Source organism: Streptomyces sp. 2323.1 (assembly GCF_900221035.1).
In the GTDB taxonomy this organism is placed as follows: Bacteria; Actinomycetota; Actinomycetes; order Streptomycetales; family Streptomycetaceae; genus Streptomyces; species Streptomyces sioyaensis.
Genome location: NZ_LT907981.1, coordinates 1521773 through 1540235, shown reverse-complemented (window position 1 = coordinate 1540235; position 18463 = coordinate 1521773). Strand labels below are relative to the sequence as shown.

Here is an 18463-nt window from a genome sequence, read left to right as displayed (position 1 = left end):
GGGGAAGCGGCCGGCCCCCGGACCCGTCAGGGCGGGACGCCGCGGCAGGCCGCCCGGCATACCGCGTCGTCGCGGGCGGGGCCGTCCCGCGCGGCCCGCCGCTCAGTGCAGAATCACCTCATTGACCTCGGGGACCGCCGACGCGTCCCGCCAGGCCAGCCGTACGGCCTCGATCGCACCGTCGCCTGCCGCAAGCCGCGTATACGCACCGGACAGGGTGCCGAGCGTGCGCCAGACACCACCCGTACGGACCTCGATCCGTGCCGCCGGGCCGGGCGCGCCGTGCGGCCGCAGCACCACCACGGACCGTGCCGTGCGGGGTGCGGAGGGAGTGAACGCCAGCGCCTCGCCGGGCTGGGGTGCCCGCGCCGCGCGGTAGACCGTCGCCGGATCGCCGTCCCCGGCCGAACGCAGTGCACTGCCCCCGGCTGCGGGCGGGCCCCCGGTCACCGTCGCCTGCTCGGTCCCGGCCACCGTGAACTCGCGTACCACCAGCCAGTTGTCCTGGGCCCTGGTGGCCCGCGCCCGGACGTACCGGGCCTTGGTGCCGGCCGGCGGTACGGCGGTCACCTCGGCCTTCCCGTCGAAGGCGGCCAGCTGCCGCCAGTGCGTGTGGTCCGAGGAGTACTCGAGCACGCCGTGGTGCAGATAGTCGTCCGGGCTGTCGCTCTTGCCCATGGACAGGGTGACGCGGCCCAGCGGACGCTCGGCCCGCAGATCCAGTCCCACGACGGAACCGGCCCGGGGCGCCGCCCCGCTCCAGAAGTACGTGGCGTCCTCGCCGTCGGTCATCCGGGAGGGGGCGTTGTCCTGGTAGACGGCGAGATCCGTCGACGCCCGGGGGCGGCCGGTGATCCCCAGCGCCCGGTCGTGCGCGGCCACCGCATCGTCGACGAAGGTGTCCAGCACCCCGTCCGCCACCAGGACCGGGACCTTCTTCCCCCGCATGTCCACATAGACGAAGGACTGCGCGGTCCGCACCAACTCCGGTATCTGTTGCCGTAGTTGCCAGGCCTTGGCGCCGTCGCCCGCCCTGGTCGCCTCGATCAGCCGCAGCGCGGTACGTGCCGCGATGCCCCAGGCGTGCGTCGCGTCCAGCCAGGGTGCGCTGTCCGTGACGAAGCCGCGGTCGGGGAGCCGGTCGCGCAGTACGGCCGGGGCGTCCTCAAGGGTCTGCAGCACCGCATCCAGCCGCCGAGCCGGCCCGCCCGCCGTGAACTCGGCGATGGCGGCGGCCAGTTCGGGCGCCTGCTGCGGGTTGAGCGCCGAGGAGTAACCGGTATCGGCGAAGGCCCGCAGCGCCCCTGCCGTCCGGGCGTCGCCGCCGGCCAGCTCCTCGATCGCCGCGCCCCAGGAGGTCCGGGCGTCATACGCCGTGTCGTTCCAGGCGTAGTCGGCCACCGTGTACAGGGCGAGTTTGGAAGCGGCGGGCTGGATCATCGGGTTCGCGGTGATCCCCGCCAGCTGCTCCGGCAGCCCCTTCTCCCGGCCGTGGAACGGCCCGAGCAGCAGCCGGTTCGTCACATAGTCGTTGACCGGGTAGTTGTCCCAGGTCAGGATCGGGTGCCCGAAGGCCTCCCGGGCCTGCTGGGCCTGACGGACGGTCATCGTCGGCGCGATCACCCCCACACCCGTCCACTCCACCAGCACCTTCGGATCCAGCTGGGTGGCCAGCGCCTTCTTGTACGGCGACGACTGCACGTCGGAGTACTCGGTCGGCACCATCTGCAGCGGCCCGGCGCCCGGATGCGCGGCGATGAACTCCCGCTGCACACGGTTGAGCAGATACGCCTGCGCGGCCCCCGCCGCCCCGCCCCCGGTCCCGAACCGGTCCTTGTCCGCCGCACAGTTCCAGTCCGTGTAGCTGATGTCGTCCAGCGGCACCGCGAAGGTCCGTACGCCGATGTCCCACAGCGTCTGAAACTTGGCGGTCAGCGCCTTGAGGTCGGCGTCGGAGCTGTAGCAGACGGACAGCCCCGGGGAGAGCGCGTAGGTGAACTCCACATGCCGCTGCCGCGCCCGGTCCACCAGCTCCTTGAGCTGCGCGAGCCGCTCCGCGGGGTAGGGGTCACGCCACTTCTCCCGGAGGTAGGCATCGTCCTTCGGCGAGTACACATAGAGGTTCATCTTGTGCGCGCCGTAGAAATCGAGCTGGTCGAGCCGGGCCTCGTGGGACCACGGGGTGCCGTAGAAGCCCTCGATGACACCGCGCAGCGGGGTGGCCGGCCAGTCCCGTATGCGGGTGCCCGCCACCCGGACGCCCGGCCGGGCCCGGTGCGGCAGCAGCTGACGCAACGTCTGCGCGGCGTAATACGTGCCGGTGGCGTCCTTGCCGGACAAGGCGATCCGACCCTCGCCGACGGCCAGCGCATAGCCTTCGGCGGGCAGCCCGCCGGGCCCCCGTGCGCCCAGCTCCGCCAGCGCCCGGTCCGCGCCCGCGCCGTCCACGTACACCGCGAGCTGCCCGCCGCCCGGCGCCCGCCCGGCCCGTACGACGTGCTGAGCACCGGCGTCGGCCAGCGCCGCCTCGACGACCGACAGCGCGCCGGCATCGGCCTTCGGACCTGCGACGACGGTCACGGACGGGGTCAGCGTGACCTGGTCGGACCGGCGCTGGACGGAGCGGGGCGTGGGGGACAGGGACGGAGCCGCGGCGGCCACGGGCCGGTCCCTGGCGCCGTCCGGTGCCCGCTCGTTGCCGGTGCCCGGCGGCCCCGACATGCCCGTCAGAGGGAGCACGGCCAGGACCATCGCCAGCGCGGTGGCCGCTGCGGTGCGGGTACGGTGCATCCTTCGGTCCTCCTCGGCACGACGACATGCGGGGCGGGAGTGCTGCGAGCCGCGTGCGCCAGCAGGCTTCACCCGGCCGCCGTGCCGGGGCCATGGACTTTCGAGCCGAAGGGATGGACGTTGCCGGTCCCGGCGTCACCGCGTCTTGGCGATGACCACCAGGAGACTCATGAACGCCAGCAGCACATGGGTCGCGACGACGTAGATGAAGACCCGCACATACAGCCCACGGGGCGGCTTGTTCTCGACGTACGTCCGTCCGGACGCCGCCTGGGGCAGCTGCCCCGCCGGCGGGGGAGTGGCAGGAGTGGTCTGATCAGGCATGACGCTTACGGTCCTTCCGTCGGGAGCGGCGCCGGGGCTCACCGCCCGCGGCGCCTCGCGTCGTCGCCGAGACACAGGTCGGCGGCCCCGCTCTGCAGCAGGGTGTGGACGAACAACAGCTCCGTCCCGCCCGGCGCGGCGGCGGCGATACGGTGCGGGGTCAGCGAGTCGAAGTGCGCCGCGTCCCCCGGATCCAGCACGTGCACCGCCGCACCGAGCGTCAGTCGCAGCCGCCCGTCGAGGACGTACAGCCACTCCTCGCCGGGATGCACCCGCACCAACTCGCCCTGCGCCCGCTGCGGTACATGCACCCGCAGCGCCTGCATCGCCCGCCCGGCGCCGCCGACGGTCCAGTACGTCCAGCCGCCGGCCCGGGAGGCTTCGGCGCGCCCGGCCCGCACGATCGGGTCCCGCTCCGGCGCGGTCTCGCCGAGCAGGTCGGATACCGTGGTGCCGTACGTGCGCGCCAGCGCCAGCAGCATCGGCAGCGACGGCTGCCGCCGGCCGGTCTCCAGCCGCGAGAGATGCGCGGCCGACAGACCCACCAGCCGGGCCGCCGTCTCCAGCGTGAGTCCACTGCGTCGCCGCAGGTCACGCAGGCGCGGTGCGACGGTGGACAGCTCCTCCGGCGGAGCGCCGGAGGGCTCTTCGGGGAGCTCGGTCATGTCCCCGGTATAACGACCTTTCACCCGCCGGGCAAAAGATTTGCCTCTCGGGCAAAAAGCCCGAGCCCCCGTGCCTACGAGCCGCCGTGCCTACGAGCCGCCGGGCGGCTGCCCGGCGACGACCCCGGCCGGTCTCACTCCCCGGCGTCCTGCGGGTACCAGCGCAGCTCGACGGTGTTTCCGTCCGGGTCCTCGACGTAGATCGACTGCGCCTCGCCGCGTGCGCCGTACCGGCTGCCCGGGCCGTCCACCACGGTGAACCGTCCCGAGTCGATGACCTGCTGCCAGTCCAGCGGCTCGACGACCAGGCAGATGTGATCGACGTTGGACCCGCCGCGGGCGTCGCCGACGATCAGATCGATGATCGTGCTCGGGCTGACCCGCACCGACGGGAAGGGCGCGGCACCGGCCCGCCACTCGTCCACCCGGACCGGCTCCAGCCCGAGCGGCCCGCAGTAGAACTCCAGCGCGCGCTCGATGTCCTGCACCTTGAGCACCAGGTGATCGAAGTCTTTGACCCGCATGGGTTACCTCCAGTGATGTGGGCCGAGCCGTCGGTCCGGCCCGGCCCGGCCCGTGGCGCTGCGCGCCGGGGCCGATTCCGTTCAACCCGTGAATTCAACCCCAAGCCGTCGGGGCCACGGTCCGTTTGACGGTGGGACGGCTCGTTCTGCTGGAGGGGGGGTGCGGACGGCCGACGGCGTGCGTACTTCCCGATCGCGAAAGGGACTTTCCGCACCCGCTTCTGACGCTCCGTCGAAGGCGGGTCAATTGGGGGGACCGTGTGAACTCCCGGAAAACTTCCGCTGCTTGGGATTGACAGGGCCATGTCTACGCGCGTCATTCTGGGAGGCATGAGAATCCCCCCACGGATGACCAGGATCGGCGCCGCAGGCGCCCTCGCATCGGCCCTTCTCATCGGCGGAACCGCTGTTTCCGCCACCCCTGCCGTCGCCACGACGCACCCGGCCACCTCGTACGCCACGACGGCGCACGCGACGGCCGCGCACGTCACGGACATCGGCAAGGTCTGCTACTCCAAGCTGCCCTCGCAGGCCCATGACACCCTCGATCTGATCGCGAAGGGCGGGCCCTACCCCTATCCGAAGGACGGCACGGTCTTCGACAACCGGGAGCACGTCCTCCCGGACCAGAGCGCCGACTACTACCACGAGTACACCGTCGTCACGCCGGGCTCGCCCGACCGTGGTGCGCGCCGCATCGTGGCCGGCCAGAAGAAGGACGAGGACTACTACACCGCCGACCACTACGGGTCGTTCGCCCTCGTCGACCGCGGCTGCTGAGGCCGGCGAACAACAGAAACAACAGAGAGAACAGAAGGAACGGAGTAGCGGACCCGCTGGGCCCGTTGTCCGGAGTCCACGGCGGCCGGGGTGCCCATGCACCCCGGCCGCCGCTGTGCTGTGCGCCCCCTCCGACCTGCCTCTTCTCCCCGTTCTCGGCAGAAGGGGCGCATGGGGCGCACCCCCGAGAGAGGATTGTCAGTGGTTCCCGGTAGCGTTTCGGTAGAAACGAGGAGCGGGCGGGCATCGGCGGAAAAAGACCCTCTGTGGTCAGCTGCCGGGAAGCGCCCCGGAACGTGCCCTGTCCGCCATGGGCCACGTACCGGACGGCATGCACTGTCGGAGACAAGGAAGGACGGCGAACTGCCGTGTATCGCTGGGAGATCACCCGGGCCGCACTGGCGCAGCGGGTTTTCGCCATCGTCCGCAGCAGGACCTATGACGAGGCGAGCGCCACCGCCGACACCCTGCTGTCAGCCGGCATCACCAGCCTGGAGATATCTCTCACCACCCCGTTCGCCCTGGAAGCGGTCACCACGCTCTCCCGCGAGCTCGGTGACGACGCGATCATCGGCGCGGGCACGGTCCTTGACGCGGTATCGGCCCGGATGGCGGTCGACGCGGGCGCCCGCTACCTGGTCTCCCCCAGCCTGGACGCCGAGGTTATCCGCACCGGCCACCGCTATGGCGTGCCGGTCTTCCCCGGTGTGTCGACGCCGACCGAGATGGTCCGCGCCCTCGAACTCGGCGCGGATGCGCTCAAGCTGTTCCCCGCCGCGGCGCACGATCCGTCCTGGCTGACGGAGGTCCGGGCCGCGCTGCCGCAGGCGCCGCTGCTGCCGACGGGCGGGGTGACGGTCGACAGTGCGCCGGAGTGGATCGCCGCGGGCGCGGTCGCCGTAGGGATGGGCGCGGCCCTCTCCGAGGGGGACCGGGACACCGTCGCCAAGCGCGCCGCGGACCTCCTCGTCCGCCTCGACGAGGCCGCCCCGGACCGTCCGACGACGAGGGGCAGCGCGGACCTCTACGAGGACTGAAGTCCCGTCGGTTACGAGGACTGAAGTCCCATTAGTGAAGACTGAAGTCCCGTCGGTTCGCCGCTGCCCGGGCCTGCGGCCGTTCCACCAGCCGCTCATGGGGTGCACCGGCACCACAGCTCTGCCACTCTGAGGGCTTCGACCGTGTGCTCACGCCGCCGCGTACCGGAGTCCCAGGAGCCCTGATGAAGCGCGCCGCCGCCCTCTCCGCCCTCGCCTGTCTGCTCGCCGTCACCGCCGCCGCCCCGGCGGTCTCGGACGCCCCCGCGCGGGGCCGGGACACCGCCTCCCGCGCCGCCGGGAAGACCTCGGCGCTCGACGCCGTCCCCCGGCGCGGGGTGCTGCGGGTCTGCACCACCGGCGACTACCGGCCCTTCAGTTACCGCGACCCCGGGACCGGCAGGTACCGCGGTGTGGACATCGAGATGGCCCGGGATCTCGCCAAGAGCCTCGACGCCAGGCCGCGTTATGTGGCCACGACCTGGGCGCGGCTCGTCGGCGATCTGTCGGCCGGCCGCTGTGACATCGCCATGGGCGGGGTCTCCGTCACTCTCGCGCGCGCCCGCTCCGTCTACTTCAGCGAGCCGACCCGCATCGACGGCAAGACGCCCCTGGTGCGCTGTACGGACAAGGACAAGTACCGGACGCTGCGGCAGATCGACCGGCCCGGCACCCGGGTCATCGTCAACCCCGGCGGTACGAACGAGGAATTCGCCCGCTCCCACCTCAAGCACGCCACCCTCACGGTCCACCCGGACAACACCACGATCTTCGACGAGATCATCGCGGGACGGGCGGATGTGATGATGACCGACGCCAGCGAGACCCGCTACCAGGCCAAGATCCACCCCCAACTCTGCTCGCTCCACCCGGACAAGCCCTTCACCTTCTCCGAAAAGGCCTACGCCCTGCCCCGCGGCGACGAGGAGTTCAAGGCCTATGTGGACCAGTGGGTGCACCTGGCCACCCACGACGGGACGTACCGGAAGTACGAGGACGCCTGGCTGACGTAGCGCGCTCGCGACGTCCTGCCGTTTTGGAGGGCGCGCTCTAGTCTCGGGGAGGGTTTGCTCATACGGGTTTCGAGGTGCGGGTGAGAGGCGGGAGCCGGGATGACCGGTACGGAGCAGGGGAGTGCGGTGCTCGATCTGGCGGCGGCGCAACAGGGGCTGGACGCCCAGCCGTTCAGCCGGCTGGTGCGGGCGCGGATCATCGGGTTCGGGGACGGACGGTGATCGACGAGGCGGGGGCGGAGCGGGTGTGTGCGGTGGCGCAGGGGACCGTGCTGCCGCTCAACGGTGCGCCGGACGGCGGCGGGGCGGGCCAGGAGCTGTCCGGCTGAGCGAGGGCCCGGGCCGGGCCGCCTGGACCCGCGGGCGATCAGCCGCCGGTGCCGGCGTCCTCGGTGGCGGCGGCGTCGTCGGCGGTTGCTGCCGCGTGCGCCAGGACATTGACCACCCGGCCGTTCGGATCCTTGACGAAGAAGCGGCGGACGCCCCACTCCTCGTCCTGGAGCGGCCGGACGATCTGCGCGCCGGAGCTCAGCACGGCCGCGTAGGCCGCGTCCACGTCCTCCACCTCGATGCTCAGGTCGGGGGTGACCGGGGCGGTCTTGTCGTGCGTGAGGAAGGTGAGCTGAGCCGTGGGGTTGGCGGGGGAGGCGAGGGTCATCACCCAGCCCTGGTTCATCACCTCCTCGAATCCCAGCAGGCCGTAGAACGTGCGGTTCTCCTCCAGGGCGTCGCACTGGAGGTCGGGGACGACGCGGCGTACGGGCACGGGTGGCTCCTTCGGGGCGGGACGGGCGGCCGGGGGCGGCTGCCGGGCCGGGGCCGGCAGCGGGAGGTGCCGGACGGATTCTTCCGTGCGGCCGCCCGCGCCGCCCGCGGTTTCCGGCCCCTGGGCACGCCGTGGCGCGGCCGGCACCTCGGCAAGCCCCCTGCCCGGGCGCCGTACGCGGAGGACGTCGCGCCCGGACGCCCGCCCGCACCCGCCTGGGGGCCCTCACCTGCACCCTTGTCCGGACAATGTGACCTCCGGACTTCCCGTCATCTGCCCGGGCGGATACGCTCGCGATCGTGGGGAAACGCGAGAGTGAAGAGGCCCTGGGCGCCGGGAGCCCCGTCCAGTTCAGCGTGGACCGGAGCAGTCCGGTCCCGTTGTATTTCCAGCTGTCCCAGCAGCTGGAGGCCGCGATCGAGAACGGCAAACTGGCACCCGGCAGCCTGCTCGGCAACGAGATCGAGCTGGCCGGCCGGCTCGGGCTGTCCCGGCCGACGGTCCGGCAGGCCATCCAGTCGCTGGTCGACAAGGGGCTCCTGGTGCGCCGCCGCGGCATCGGCACCCAGGTCGTGCACAGCCAGGTCAAGCGCCCGCTGGAGCTGAGCAGCCTCTACGACGACCTGGAGGCGGCCGGACAGAAGCCCGCCACCCGGGTGCTGCTCAACACCACCACCGAGGCCGACGCCGAGGTCGCCGCCGCGCTGGGGATCGCCGAGGGGGCGGAGGTCGCGCTGGTCGAGCGGCTGCGGCTGACGCATGGCGAGCCCGTCGCGCATCTGCGCAACCACCTTCCGGCGGGGCTGCTCCCGCTGGAGACCGCCGCGCTGGAGGAGACCGGTCTGTACCGCCTGATGCGGTCGGCCGGCATCACCCTGCACAGCGCCCGCCAGGCCGTCGGCGCCCGCGCCGCGACCGCGGAGGAGGGCGCGCGGCTCGACGAGCCCGAGGGCGCTCCGCTGCTCACGATGCAGCGGACGACCTTCGACGACACCGGCCGCGCCGTCGAGTTCGGCTCGCACGTCTACCGCGCGTCCCGGTACGCCTTCGAGTTCCAGCTGCTGGTACGTCCCTGAGCGGGGCGGGCGCGCGGTTTTCCGGCGCCCGCGGTGGGCGGGAGTGTCCGGCCGTGCGAGCCGGAGCATCCTCGGGCGGGCCGGCTCCGACCGGTGCCCCGCCGCGCCGTCGTACGCCCTCACCCGCCTGCGGCAGGAGCCGTCGCCAGCCTCCGGCATGCCTCCGTACCCGCCCCGTACGGCTGCCCCAGAGGGGCGTCACACCGTCCACCCCGTCCTCCCGAGGCTGTCGTGCCGGGTGATATCACCCGTAATTCCCCGCTTTATCGGGGCCGTCTAAAGCCCAGTCGTCAGAATGTTCTGACAAACCATTGACGCGGCTCCGTGCGCGCCGTTACAAACTCCTCCAACCGCATTCCGGCGGCCGGGAGAAAAGGCGGTTCCACGATGAACGGCGTGCGTACGGCTAGCCCCTTCACTGTCCGCGGCAGCGCGGTGCGCTGCGCCGCCGCCTTACTGACCACCCTCGCGCTGACCACCGGATGCGCCGCAGCCGGCGCCCAGGACGCCACGGACAGCAGCGGCGGAACGGGCAACGCCGCCACCCCGCACATGACGATCGGGATGGTCAGCCACTCCGGGGACGGCGACACCTTCTGGGACATCGTGCAGAACGGCGCGGAGCAGGCGGCCGCCAAGGACCACGTGAAGTTCCTGTACGCCCACGACAAGGAGGGCGCCCAGCAGGCCGCGCTGATCCAGTCGTACATCGATCAGAAGGTGGACGGCCTGATCGTCACCCTCGCCAAGCCGGAGGCCGTCCAGGCGGCCGTCCGCAAGGCCGTGGCGCGGGGCATCCCCGTCATCACCATCAACTCCGGCGGTGAGTTCTCCAAGGCGTACGGGGCGTTGACGCATATCGGGCAGGACGAGTCGGTGGCCGGCCGCGCGGTCGGTGAGGAGCTCAACAAGCGGCACGCGAAGAAGACCCTCTGCGTCATCCACGAACAGGGCAATGTGTCGCTGGAGGACCGCTGCGCGGGCGTCCGCAAGGCGTTCCACGGGACGGTCGAGAACCTCGATGTCGACGGCACCAACGCGCCGGCCTCGCAGTCCTCGGTCGAGGCGAAGCTGCAGTCCGACAAGGCCATCGACGCGATCGTCACGCTCGGTGCGCCGATGGCGGCGATCTCCGTCAAGGCCAAGGAGCAGGCGGGCAGCTCCGCGCAGATCGCGACCTTCGATCTGAACTCCGCCGTCGTCAAGCTGCTCAAGGCCAAGGACGTCACCTTCGCCGTCGACCAGCAGCCCTACCTCCAGGGCTACGAAGCGGTGGACCTGCTGTGGCTCCACCGGGCCAACGCCGATGTGCTCGGCGGCGGCAAGCCGGTGCTCACCGGGCCCGCCCTGGTCAGCGCGAAGGACGTACCGAAGCTCACCGAGTACACCGGGCGAGGCACCCGGTGAGGCCTCAGGGAAGACGGGACCACCCCATGAACCGGGACAGATCACCGGTAACGGATACTTGGCCGGTTGAGCCGGCCCGGCCGGTGCCGTGGCACCACACGACACAGGTACGGACCGGGCAATCCGGACAGCGAATACAACCAACCAGGCCGACACGGCCGCATCAGCGGGAAGGGCGAGTCCTCGTGGCACGGGTTCGAAGAAGGGGACGCGTGGTCGGCGCCGTGCTGGCGGCGGTGCTCGGCGCCTCCCTGGCGGGGTGCAGCAGCACCGGAGGCCTGCGCGCGGAGCAGGAACGCGCCGCCAAGACCGCCGGCGGCAAGGCCGCGGTGAACACCCCCCGGTGGACGTTCGCGATGGTCACCCACTCCGGGGACGGCGACACCTTCTGGGACATCGTGCAGAACGGTGCCCAGCAGGCCGCCGCCAAGGACAACATCAAGTTCGTCTACGGGCACGACAAGGAGGGCCAGCGGCAGAGCCAGCTGGTGCAGTCCTACATCGACCAGAAGGTCGACGGGCTGATCGTCTCGCTGGCCAAGCCCAACGCCATGAAGGACGTGGTCGCCAAGGCCGAGAAGGCCGGCATCCCGGTGATCACGGTGAACTCCGGCGCCGAGGAGTCCAAGGCGTTCGGCGCGCTCAGCCACATCGGCCAGGACGAGACCGTGGCCGGTGAGGCGGTCGGCGAGGAGCTGAACAAGCGCGGCCGGAAGAAGGCCCTGTGCGTGCTGCACGAGCAGGGCAACGTCGGCCACGAGCAGCGCTGCGACGGCGCCAAGAAGACCTTCAAGGGCGATCTGCAGAAGCTGTACGTCGAGGGCACCAACATGCCCGACGTGCAGTCCTCCATCGAGTCCAAGCTCCAGGCGGACCGGGGCATCGACGCCGTCGTCACGCTCGGTGCGCCGTTCGCCGCCACCGCGGTCAAGGCCAGGGAGCAGGCCGGCAGCAAGGCCGAGATCGACACCTTCGACCTCAACGCCCAGGTCGCGACCGGGCTCAAGGACGGCTCCCTCGGCTTCGCCGTCGACCAGCAGCCCTACCTCCAGGGCTACGAGGCCGTCGACCTGCTGTGGCTGTACAAGTACAACTCCGACGTCCTCGGCGGCGGCAAGCCGGTGCTCACCGGACCCCAGGTGATCACCAAGAAGGACGCCGACGCCCTGCAGGACTACACGAAGCGGGGGACCCGATGAGCCGGACCGAGGCGTCCCCGGTACAGCCCGCCAAGATCGACGAACGGCTGCTGCACCGCTCCCTGGCGCGCAGACTGATGGGCCGCCCCGAACTGGGCTCGGTCGTCGGCGCCGCCGCCGTCTTCGTCTTCTTCTCGATCGTCGCCGAGCCGTTCCTGCAGGCCTCCAGCCTTTCCACGGTGCTCTATGCGTCCTCGACGATCGGCATCATGGCCGTGCCGGTGGCGCTGCTGATGATCGGTGGGGAATTCGATCTGTCGGCCGGTGTCATGGTCGTCAGCTCGGCGCTGATCTCGTCGATGTTCAGCTACCAGATGACCGCCAACACCTGGGTGGGCGTCGGGGTGTCGCTGCTGGTCACGCTCGCCATCGGGGCGTTCAACGGGCTGTTGCTGACCCGTACGAAACTGCCCAGCTTCGTCATCACGCTCGGCACCTTCTTCATGCTGACCGGCCTCAACCTCGGCTTCACCAAGCTGATCGACGGCACCGTCTCGACGAAGTCCATCGCCGACATGGAGGGCTTCGACTCGGCCCGTACGCTCTTCGCCTCGCATCTGACCCTCGGCAGCGTCGACATCCAGATCACCATCCTGTGGTGGCTCGCCCTGGTCGGCTTCGCCACCTGGATCCTGCTGCGCACCCGCGTCGGTAACTGGATCTTCGCGGTGGGCGGCAATGCCCAAGCCGCGCGGGCGGTGGGCGTCCCGGTCACCAAGACCAAGATCGGCCTCTACATGGGCGTCGCCTTCGCCGCCTGGGTCTCCGGCCAGCATCTGCTGTTCTCGTACGACGCGATCCAGTCCGGCGACGGGGTGGGCAACGAATTCCTCTACATCATCGCGGCGGCGGTCGGCGGCTGTCTGATGACCGGCGGCTTCGGCTCGGCGATCGGCGCGGCCGTCGGCGCCTTCATCTTCGGCATGGCGAGCAAGGGCATCGTCTACGCGCAGTGGAACCCGGACTGGTACAAGTTCTTCCTCGGCGCGATGCTGCTGCTCGCCACACTCCTGAACGCATGGGTCCGCAAGCGGGCGGAGGAAAAGGCATGACAGCGCTGGTCGAGCTGGCCGACGTCAGCAAGTACTACGGCAACGTCCGGGCACTGGAGGGGGTGTCCCTGGAGGTGCACGCGGGGGAGATCTCCTGTGTGCTCGGCGACAACGGCGCCGGCAAGTCCACCCTCATCAAGATCATCGCCGGGCTGCACCGGCACGACGCGGGCTCCTTCACCATCGAGGGCGAGGAGACCACCCTGTCCTCCCCGCGCGAGGCCCTGGACCGCGGCATCGCCACCGTCTACCAGGACCTGGCCGTGGTCCCGCTCATGCCGGTGTGGCGGAACTTCTTCCTCGGCTCCGAACCGACCACCGGCGTGGGCCCCTTCAAGCGGCTCGACGTCCGGACGATGCGCGAGACCACCCGCAGCGAGCTGCTGCGGATGGGCATCGACCTGCGCGACGTCGACCAGCCCATCGGGACGCTGTCCGGCGGTGAGCGGCAGTGCGTCGCCATCGCCCGGGCCGTCTACTTCGGTGCCAAGGTCCTCGTCCTGGACGAGCCGACGGCGGCGCTCGGCGTCAAGCAGTCCGGCGTCGTCCTCAAGTACGTCGCGGCCGCCCGGGACGCCGGACTCGGCGTGGTGTTGATCACCCACAATCCGCACCACGCCTATCTCGTCGGCGACCGTTTCGTGCTCCTCAAGCGCGGCACGATGGCCGGCAGCCACGCCAAAACGGAGATCGCCCTGGAGGAGCTGACCCGCCAGATGGCAGGCGGCAGCGAGCTGGAACAGCTCAGTCATGAGCTGGCCCGCACCGCGACGCCGGAGTTCCCCGGAGGTCACCGGCCCGACTGAGGCACCCTGGAAGAGGCGCCGCGCCCCGCACCGCCTCCGGGCCGTGCGGGGCGCATCACCGTCGGTCGCGGTGCGCCGGACGCCGCCGGTGATGCACAATCGCAGCGAACCAGCACATCGAGGCCCCGGCCTCCCGAGACCCGCAGGGACGAGACGACTCTTGCGCAGCAGCAGCCGCACGGGGGCATCACCCACGCCCTTCAGGCAGTGGGGGAGCCACGGCGAAGAGGTGGGTCGATGAGCATGTACCGGGACCGGGTGCACCGCGGATCCGCCAGAGCCACCGTGCTGCGCACGGTCGGCACCCGCGAGCGGCGCTCGCACCTGACCGCCCCCCGGGTGCCCACGGTCGGCATCGACATCGGCGGCACCAAGGTCATGGCGGGTGTCGTGGACGCCGACGGCATCATCCTGGAGAAGGTCCGCACCGAGACGCCGGACAAGTCCAAGAGCCCCAAGGTCGTCGAGGACACCATCACCGAGCTGGTGCTCGACCTCTCCGACCGGCACGACGTCCACGCGGTCGGCATCGGCGCGGCCGGCTGGGTCGACGCGGACCGCAGCAAGGTGCTGTTCGCCCCGCATCTGAACTGGCGCAACGAACCGCTGCGCGACCGCCTCGCCGGCCGCCTCGCGGTCCCGGTCATGGTCGACAACGACGCCAACACCGCCGCCTGGGCCGAGTGGCGCTTCGGCGCCGGACGCGGCGAGGACCACCTCGTCATGATCACGCTCGGGACGGGCATCGGCGGCGCGATCCTGGAGGACGGCGCGGTCAAGCGCGGCAAGTACGGCGTGGCCGGTGAATTCGGCCATATGCAGGTCGTTCCCGGCGGCCACCGCTGCCCGTGCGGCAACCGCGGCTGCTGGGAGCAGTACAGCTCCGGCAATGCCCTGGTGCGCGAGGCCCGCGAGCTGGCCGCCGCCGACTCCCCGGTCGCGTACAACATCATCGAGCGGGTCGGCGGGCAGATCGGCGACATCACCGGACCGCTGATCACCGAGCTGGCCCGGGAGGGCGACGCGATGTGCGTCGAGCTCCTCCAGGAGATCGGCCAGTGGCTCGGCGTCGGCATCGCCAACCTCGCCGCCGCCCTCGACCCGTCCTGCTTCGTCATCGGCGGGGGCGTCAGCGCCGCCGACGACCTGCTGATCGGCCCGGCCCGGGACGCCTTCCGGCGCCAGCTCACCGGCCGCGGCTACCGTCCCGAAGCCACCATCGCCAAGGCCCAGTTGGGCCCCGAGGCCGGGATGGTCGGCGCCGCCGACCTGGCCCGTCTGGTGGCCCGCCGCTTCCGGCGCGCCAACCGGCGCCGCGTCGAGCGGTACGAGCGCTATGAACGGACCGGCCGCCGATGACCGACACCGACCTGCACCCCCTGCACGACGACCCGCACCCCGCCCCGCCGCCCCGCGTCAAGCGCCGTCGCCCGCTGCTGACGGCACTGATCGTCTTTCTGCTGATCGCGATCCCGGCGGGCTACATCGTCATCTCCGCCGAGCAGAGCCGCGACAGCGGCGAGGGCAAAGAGGCGGAGGCCGCGGCCACCGGCCTGACCAACGCCTTCCCCACGAAGGTCCAGCAGCGGATCTACAACGTCCCGGTCCCGATCGGCTCCACCCCGGTCTACTACTACGAGACCAACTCCTGGCAGACCAGCTCGCTGTTCGTCCAGTTCCGGACCAACGACTGGGGGCTGGAGCACTACCTCAACGCCGTCGGCACCAGCACCGCGGCGCTCAAGAAGCAGCAGCAGACCATCGCCCCGGGACAGGCGTCCAAGGTCGGCTGGGACTTCGACGACGACCTCCCGTGGGCGGGCACCACGACCACGGACCGGGCACCGCGCCCGTCGCAGCGGATCATGGTCAGCTACGACGAGCCCGGCCACCCGGTGGTCTACACGGTCTCGACCGTGAAGTTCTGACCCCGTTCCGGGCGGAAGATTCCATACCGGTTGGGTACCGGTTCCGTGGGGGTTCCGTGGTGGCCCCCGCCCCGGTGCCGCTTCCGGAGCCGTTGCCGGCCCGGCCCGGGACCCGCTGTTTTCCGGGCTGAACTGCGCCTTGTCCCCGGTTCCGGCGCTGGTCGCACCGGGCCGTGGGCGCCCTGCGGCCTCCTGACCCGGGTGTCAAGATCGCGCCATCGACTGGGTAGCGTGGCCGGGTGAGTGAGAAGACCCTGCAGCACCGGATCGATGGTCCCGACGACGCCCCCGTCCTTGTACTGGGCGCCGCGCTCGGGACCACCTGGCACATGTGGGACCGGCAAATCCCCGAGCTGACCCGTCACTGGCGCGTCATCCGCTTCGACCTGCCCGGACACGGCGGCTCGCCCGCCCACGCGGCGTCCTCCATCGCCGAACTGGCCGACCGGCTGATGGCCACCCTCGATGCCCTGGGCGTGGACCGCTTCGGCTACGCCGGCTGCAACATCGGCGGCGCCATCGGCACCCAGCTGGCGCTCACCCGGCCGCACCAGGTCACCTCGCTGGCGCTGGTCTCCACCTCACCGCGCTACGGCACCGCCGACGCCTGGCGCCAGCGCGGCGTGGTCATCCGCACCAACGGACTCGAACCGATCGCCCGCACCGCGCCCGAGCACTGGTTCACCCAGGGCTTCGCCGGCGCCCAGCCCGCCATCGTCGAATGGGCCGTCCAGATGGTGCGGACCACCGACCCCGGCTGCTACATCGCCGCCTGCGAGGCGCTGGCCGCCTTCGACGTACGGTCCTCCCTCGGCCGGGTCGGGGTGCCCACCCTCGTGGTCGTCGGCTCCGAGGACCAGGTCACGCCCACCACCGACGCCCGTACCCTCGTCGCCGGCATACCCGACGCGAGCCTGGCGCTGGTGCCCGGCACCTCTCACCTCGCACCCGTCGAGCAGCCCTCGGCCGTCACCGAACTCCTCATCCGGCACTTCTCCAGTGCCTGGCACGACAAGCCGGGCCCCGGTGGTCAGGCCGCGATCGGCGCCGCCGCGCCCAAGCCGCAGATCGCGCCCCCGACGCCCCCGCAGGCGCCGCCCGCCGCCATAGAGTCCGGCTTCGCCGGGCCGGACCAGGACCGCGGCGCCACCTACGAAGCGGGCATCAAGGTCCGCCGGGAGGTGCTCGGCGACGCCCATGTCGACCGGGTCGAGGCCGCCGCCGACGACTTCACCGGCGAGTTTCACGACTTCCTCACCCGCTACGCCTGGGGCGAGACCTGGACCCGGCCGGGCCTGGACCGCCGCACCCGCAGCATCGTCACGCTCACCGCGCTGGTCGCCCGCGGCCACCACGACGAACTGGCGCTGCACACCCGCGCGGCGCTGCGCAACGGCCTGACCCCGATGGAGATCAAGGAAGTGCTGCTGCACACCGCCGTCTACTGCGGCGTCCCGGCGGCCAACTCCGCCTTCAAGGTCGCCCAGCGGGTGATACGGGAGGAGACGACACCGGAGGCCTGAGCGAGGCAGCGGTGCGCGGCCGCGGCCCCGCCGCCGGGACGTCGTACCGCCCCCCTGTGCGTGCCACCGGGCCGTGCCCCACGGCAAGATGGCAGGTATGGAACTCACGAAGAAGACCCATGCCTGTGTCCGGCTGGAGAAGGACGGGCGGACGCTGGTCATCGACCCGGGGGTGTTCAGCGAGGAGGACGCGGCCGTCGGCGCGGACGCGATCCTGATCACCCATGAGCACATGGACCACTTCCACGAGGGCCGGCTGCGGGCGGGCATGGAGGCGAATCCGGGCGCCGAGATCTGGACCCTGGCCAGCGTCGCCGAGCAGCTCTCGGCCGCGTTCCCCGGCCGGGTGCACACGGTCGGCGAGGGCGACACCTTCACCGCGGCCGGCTTCGACGTCGAGGTGCACGGCCAGCTGCACGCCGTCATCCACCCCGACATCCCGCGCGTCACCAATGTCGGTTTCCTCCTCGACGGCGGCGCGGTCTTCCACCCCGGCGACGCCCTGACCGTGCCGGAGGACCGCGACATCGACACCCTGCTGCTGCCCGTGCACGCCCCCTGGAACAAGGTCGCCGAGGTCATCGACTACGTCCGCGCGGTCGCCCCGCGGCGGGCCATCGACATCCACGACAGCCTGCTCCAGGACCACGCCCGCCCGATCTACGACTCCATGATCGACAAGCTGGGCGGCACCGATCACGGCCGGCTCACCCCCGGCAGCGGCACCGCGCTCGGCTGAGGGCCGGACTGTCGGTCCCCGGCTGTAGGTTTACAGACATGCGCATCGCGACCTGGAACGTCAATTCGATCACCGCCCGTCTGCCGAGGCTGCTGGCCTGGCTGGAGAGCAGCGGCACGGACGTGCTGTGCCTCCAGGAGACCAAGTGCACCGCCGAGCAGTTCCCGAGCGCGCCGCTGCGCGAGCTCGGCTACGAGGCCGCGGTCAACGCCGACGGCCGGTGGAACGGCGTGGCCCTGCTGTCCAAGGTGGGGCTGACGGACGTCGTCATGGGGTTGCCCGGCGGTCCGGAGTACGACGGCGTGCAGGAGCCGCGGGCCGTCTCGGCGACCTGCGGCCCGGCCCGGGTGTGGTCGGTGTACGTCCCCAACGGCCGCGAGGTCGAGCATGCGCACTACACCTACAAGCTCGGCTGGTTCGAGGCGCTGAAGACGGCGGTCGCCGAGGACGCGGCGGGCCCCCGCCCGTTCGCGGTCCTCGGCGACTACAACGTCGCACCGACGGACGAGGACGTCTGGGACCCGGCCGTCTTCGTCGGCGCCACCCATGTCACCCCCGCCGAGCGGGCCGCGCTGGCCGCCCTGCGCGAGGCGGGCCTGTCGGACGTGGTGCCCCGCCCCCTCAAGTACGACCGGCCGTACACCTATTGGGACTACCGCCAGCTCGCCTTCCCCAAGAACCGCGGCATGCGCATCGACCTGGTCTACGGCAACGAGCCGTTCGCCAAGGCCGTCTCGGACGCCTATGTGGACCGCGAGGAGCGCAAGGGCAAGGGCGCCTCGGACCATGCCCCGGTCGTGGTGGATCTCGACGTCTAGGGCCTGATTCGCCGAA

At 71.3% G+C, this 18463-nt stretch carries 19 protein-coding genes; 14 read left to right on the top strand and 5 right to left on the bottom strand.

What is annotated here, in order from left to right; all coding sequences use genetic code 11:
• Positions 1 to 102: 102 nt before the first annotated feature.
• The 4 genes from CPH93_RS06020 to CPH93_RS06005 all read right to left on the bottom strand — a co-directional run bounded on the left by CPH93_RS06020 (position 103) and on the right by CPH93_RS06005 (position 4303).
• Positions 103 to 2790 (bottom strand): beta-N-acetylglucosaminidase domain-containing protein, encoded by a 2688-nt coding sequence (locus CPH93_RS06020; RefSeq protein WP_096212192.1) that lies wholly within the window; start codon positions 2788 to 2790, stop codon positions 103 to 105.
• Between the two features lie 135 nt (positions 2791 to 2925).
• Complete coding sequence (locus CPH93_RS06015; protein ID WP_096212191.1) at positions 2926 to 3114, bottom strand: DUF6126 family protein; 189 nt, start codon at positions 3112 to 3114, stop codon at positions 2926 to 2928.
• Positions 3115 to 3152: 38 nt separating this feature from the next.
• The gene (locus CPH93_RS06010; RefSeq protein WP_096212190.1) at positions 3153 to 3779 is read right to left on the bottom strand and encodes a helix-turn-helix domain-containing protein; all 627 of its coding nucleotides are present in this window, start codon (positions 3777 to 3779) and stop codon (positions 3153 to 3155) included.
• A 134-nt stretch (positions 3780 to 3913) separates the two neighbouring features.
• Positions 3914 to 4303, bottom strand: coding sequence for a VOC family protein (locus CPH93_RS06005; protein ID WP_096212189.1), 390 nt, complete (start codon positions 4301 to 4303; stop codon positions 3914 to 3916).
• A 330-nt stretch (positions 4304 to 4633) separates the two neighbouring features.
• Here CPH93_RS06005 and CPH93_RS06000 point away from each other — a divergent pair, with 330 nt between their 5' ends.
• From CPH93_RS06000 to CPH93_RS37210, 4 genes are all read left to right on the top strand, one after another.
• On the top strand, positions 4634 to 5083 hold the full coding sequence (locus CPH93_RS06000) for a ribonuclease domain-containing protein (RefSeq protein ID WP_093486336.1): 450 nt from the start codon (positions 4634 to 4636) through the stop codon (positions 5081 to 5083).
• Between the two features lie 368 nt (positions 5084 to 5451).
• A complete protein-coding gene (locus tag CPH93_RS05995) occupies positions 5452 to 6120 on the top strand; it encodes a bifunctional 4-hydroxy-2-oxoglutarate aldolase/2-dehydro-3-deoxy-phosphogluconate aldolase (protein ID WP_093486338.1) in 669 nt (222 codons plus the stop codon).
• Between the two features lie 185 nt (positions 6121 to 6305).
• On the top strand, positions 6306 to 7133 hold the full coding sequence (locus CPH93_RS05990) for a transporter substrate-binding domain-containing protein (RefSeq protein ID WP_173909730.1): 828 nt from the start codon (positions 6306 to 6308) through the stop codon (positions 7131 to 7133).
• Positions 7134 to 7232: 99 nt separating this feature from the next.
• Positions 7233 to 7355, top strand: coding sequence for a hypothetical protein (locus tag CPH93_RS37210; RefSeq protein ID WP_269460144.1), 123 nt, complete (start codon positions 7233 to 7235; stop codon positions 7353 to 7355).
• Positions 7356 to 7500: 145 nt separating this feature from the next.
• Here the strand turns inward: CPH93_RS37210 and CPH93_RS05985 are convergent, their stop codons facing one another.
• Positions 7501 to 7899, bottom strand: a complete 399-nt coding sequence (locus CPH93_RS05985) for a VOC family protein (protein ID WP_093486342.1) — start codon at positions 7897 to 7899, stop codon at positions 7501 to 7503.
• Positions 7900 to 8255: 356 nt separating this feature from the next.
• Here CPH93_RS05985 and CPH93_RS05980 point away from each other — a divergent pair, with 356 nt between their 5' ends.
• The 10 genes from CPH93_RS05980 (at position 8256) to CPH93_RS05935 (ending at position 18447) form a co-directional block, all read left to right on the top strand.
• Entirely contained in the window at positions 8256 to 8975 is a 720-nt protein-coding gene (locus CPH93_RS05980) for a GntR family transcriptional regulator (protein ID WP_040899785.1), read from the top strand.
• A gap of 387 nt (positions 8976 to 9362) precedes the next feature.
• On the top strand, positions 9363 to 10382 hold the full coding sequence (locus tag CPH93_RS05975; RefSeq protein ID WP_096212188.1) for a sugar ABC transporter substrate-binding protein: 1020 nt from the start codon (positions 9363 to 9365) through the stop codon (positions 10380 to 10382).
• A gap of 185 nt (positions 10383 to 10567) precedes the next feature.
• The gene (locus tag CPH93_RS05970) at positions 10568 to 11581 is read left to right on the top strand and encodes a sugar ABC transporter substrate-binding protein (RefSeq protein WP_173909728.1); all 1014 of its coding nucleotides are present in this window, start codon (positions 10568 to 10570) and stop codon (positions 11579 to 11581) included.
• Positions 11578 to 12633: an ABC transporter permease gene (locus tag CPH93_RS05965; protein ID WP_093486346.1), complete on the top strand. Its 1056-nt coding sequence runs from the start codon at positions 11578 to 11580 to the stop codon at positions 12631 to 12633. The genes CPH93_RS05970 and CPH93_RS05965 overlap by 4 nt, the downstream gene beginning before the upstream one ends.
• Positions 12630 to 13439 carry an ATP-binding cassette domain-containing protein gene (locus CPH93_RS05960; protein WP_093486348.1) on the top strand — a complete coding sequence of 270 codons (810 nt, stop codon included), beginning with the start codon at positions 12630 to 12632 and terminating at the stop codon, positions 13437 to 13439. The genes CPH93_RS05965 and CPH93_RS05960 overlap by 4 nt, the downstream gene beginning before the upstream one ends.
• 237 nt (positions 13440 to 13676) lie before the next feature.
• Positions 13677 to 14798 carry an ROK family glucokinase gene (locus tag CPH93_RS05955; protein WP_096212187.1) on the top strand — a complete coding sequence of 374 codons (1122 nt, stop codon included), beginning with the start codon at positions 13677 to 13679 and terminating at the stop codon, positions 14796 to 14798.
• Positions 14795 to 15367, top strand: a complete 573-nt coding sequence (locus CPH93_RS05950; protein ID WP_093486352.1) for a hypothetical protein — start codon at positions 14795 to 14797, stop codon at positions 15365 to 15367. The genes CPH93_RS05955 and CPH93_RS05950 overlap by 4 nt, the downstream gene beginning before the upstream one ends.
• 239 nt (positions 15368 to 15606) lie before the next feature.
• Positions 15607 to 16890, top strand: coding sequence for a bifunctional 3-oxoadipate enol-lactonase/4-carboxymuconolactone decarboxylase PcaDC (gene pcaDC / locus CPH93_RS05945; protein WP_096212186.1), 1284 nt, complete (start codon positions 15607 to 15609; stop codon positions 16888 to 16890).
• 97 nt (positions 16891 to 16987) lie between these two features.
• Positions 16988 to 17629, top strand: coding sequence for an MBL fold metallo-hydrolase (locus CPH93_RS05940; RefSeq protein ID WP_096212185.1), 642 nt, complete (start codon positions 16988 to 16990; stop codon positions 17627 to 17629).
• 38 nt (positions 17630 to 17667) lie between these two features.
• Positions 17668 to 18447 carry an exodeoxyribonuclease III gene (locus CPH93_RS05935; RefSeq protein ID WP_096212184.1) on the top strand — a complete coding sequence of 260 codons (780 nt, stop codon included), beginning with the start codon at positions 17668 to 17670 and terminating at the stop codon, positions 18445 to 18447.
• Positions 18448 to 18463: the final 16 nt, after the last annotated feature.

Coding starts and splice junctions, on each gene's coding strand:
- CPH93_RS06020 (WP_096212192.1), bottom strand. CDS start 2,790: ATGCACCGTACCCGCACCGCAGCGGCCACCGCGCTGGCGATGGTCCTG.
- CPH93_RS06015 (WP_096212191.1), bottom strand. CDS start 3,114: ATGCCTGATCAGACCACTCCTGCCACTCCCCCGCCGGCGGGGCAGCTG.
- CPH93_RS06010 (WP_096212190.1), bottom strand. CDS start 3,779: ATGACCGAGCTCCCCGAAGAGCCCTCCGGCGCTCCGCCGGAGGAGCTG.
- CPH93_RS06005 (WP_096212189.1), bottom strand. CDS start 4,303: ATGCGGGTCAAAGACTTCGATCACCTGGTGCTCAAGGTGCAGGACATC.
- CPH93_RS06000 (WP_093486336.1), top strand. CDS start 4,634: ATGAGAATCCCCCCACGGATGACCAGGATCGGCGCCGCAGGCGCCCTC.
- CPH93_RS05990 (WP_173909730.1), top strand. CDS start 6,306: ATGAAGCGCGCCGCCGCCCTCTCCGCCCTCGCCTGTCTGCTCGCCGTC.
- CPH93_RS37210 (WP_269460144.1), top strand. CDS start 7,233: ATGACCGGTACGGAGCAGGGGAGTGCGGTGCTCGATCTGGCGGCGGCG.
- CPH93_RS05975 (WP_096212188.1), top strand. CDS start 9,363: ATGAACGGCGTGCGTACGGCTAGCCCCTTCACTGTCCGCGGCAGCGCG.
- CPH93_RS05965 (WP_093486346.1), top strand. CDS start 11,578: ATGAGCCGGACCGAGGCGTCCCCGGTACAGCCCGCCAAGATCGACGAA.
- CPH93_RS05960 (WP_093486348.1), top strand. CDS start 12,630: ATGACAGCGCTGGTCGAGCTGGCCGACGTCAGCAAGTACTACGGCAAC.
- CPH93_RS05955 (WP_096212187.1), top strand. CDS start 13,677: ATGAGCATGTACCGGGACCGGGTGCACCGCGGATCCGCCAGAGCCACC.
- CPH93_RS05950 (WP_093486352.1), top strand. CDS start 14,795: ATGACCGACACCGACCTGCACCCCCTGCACGACGACCCGCACCCCGCC.
- CPH93_RS05940 (WP_096212185.1), top strand. CDS start 16,988: ATGGAACTCACGAAGAAGACCCATGCCTGTGTCCGGCTGGAGAAGGAC.
- CPH93_RS05935 (WP_096212184.1), top strand. CDS start 17,668: ATGCGCATCGCGACCTGGAACGTCAATTCGATCACCGCCCGTCTGCCG.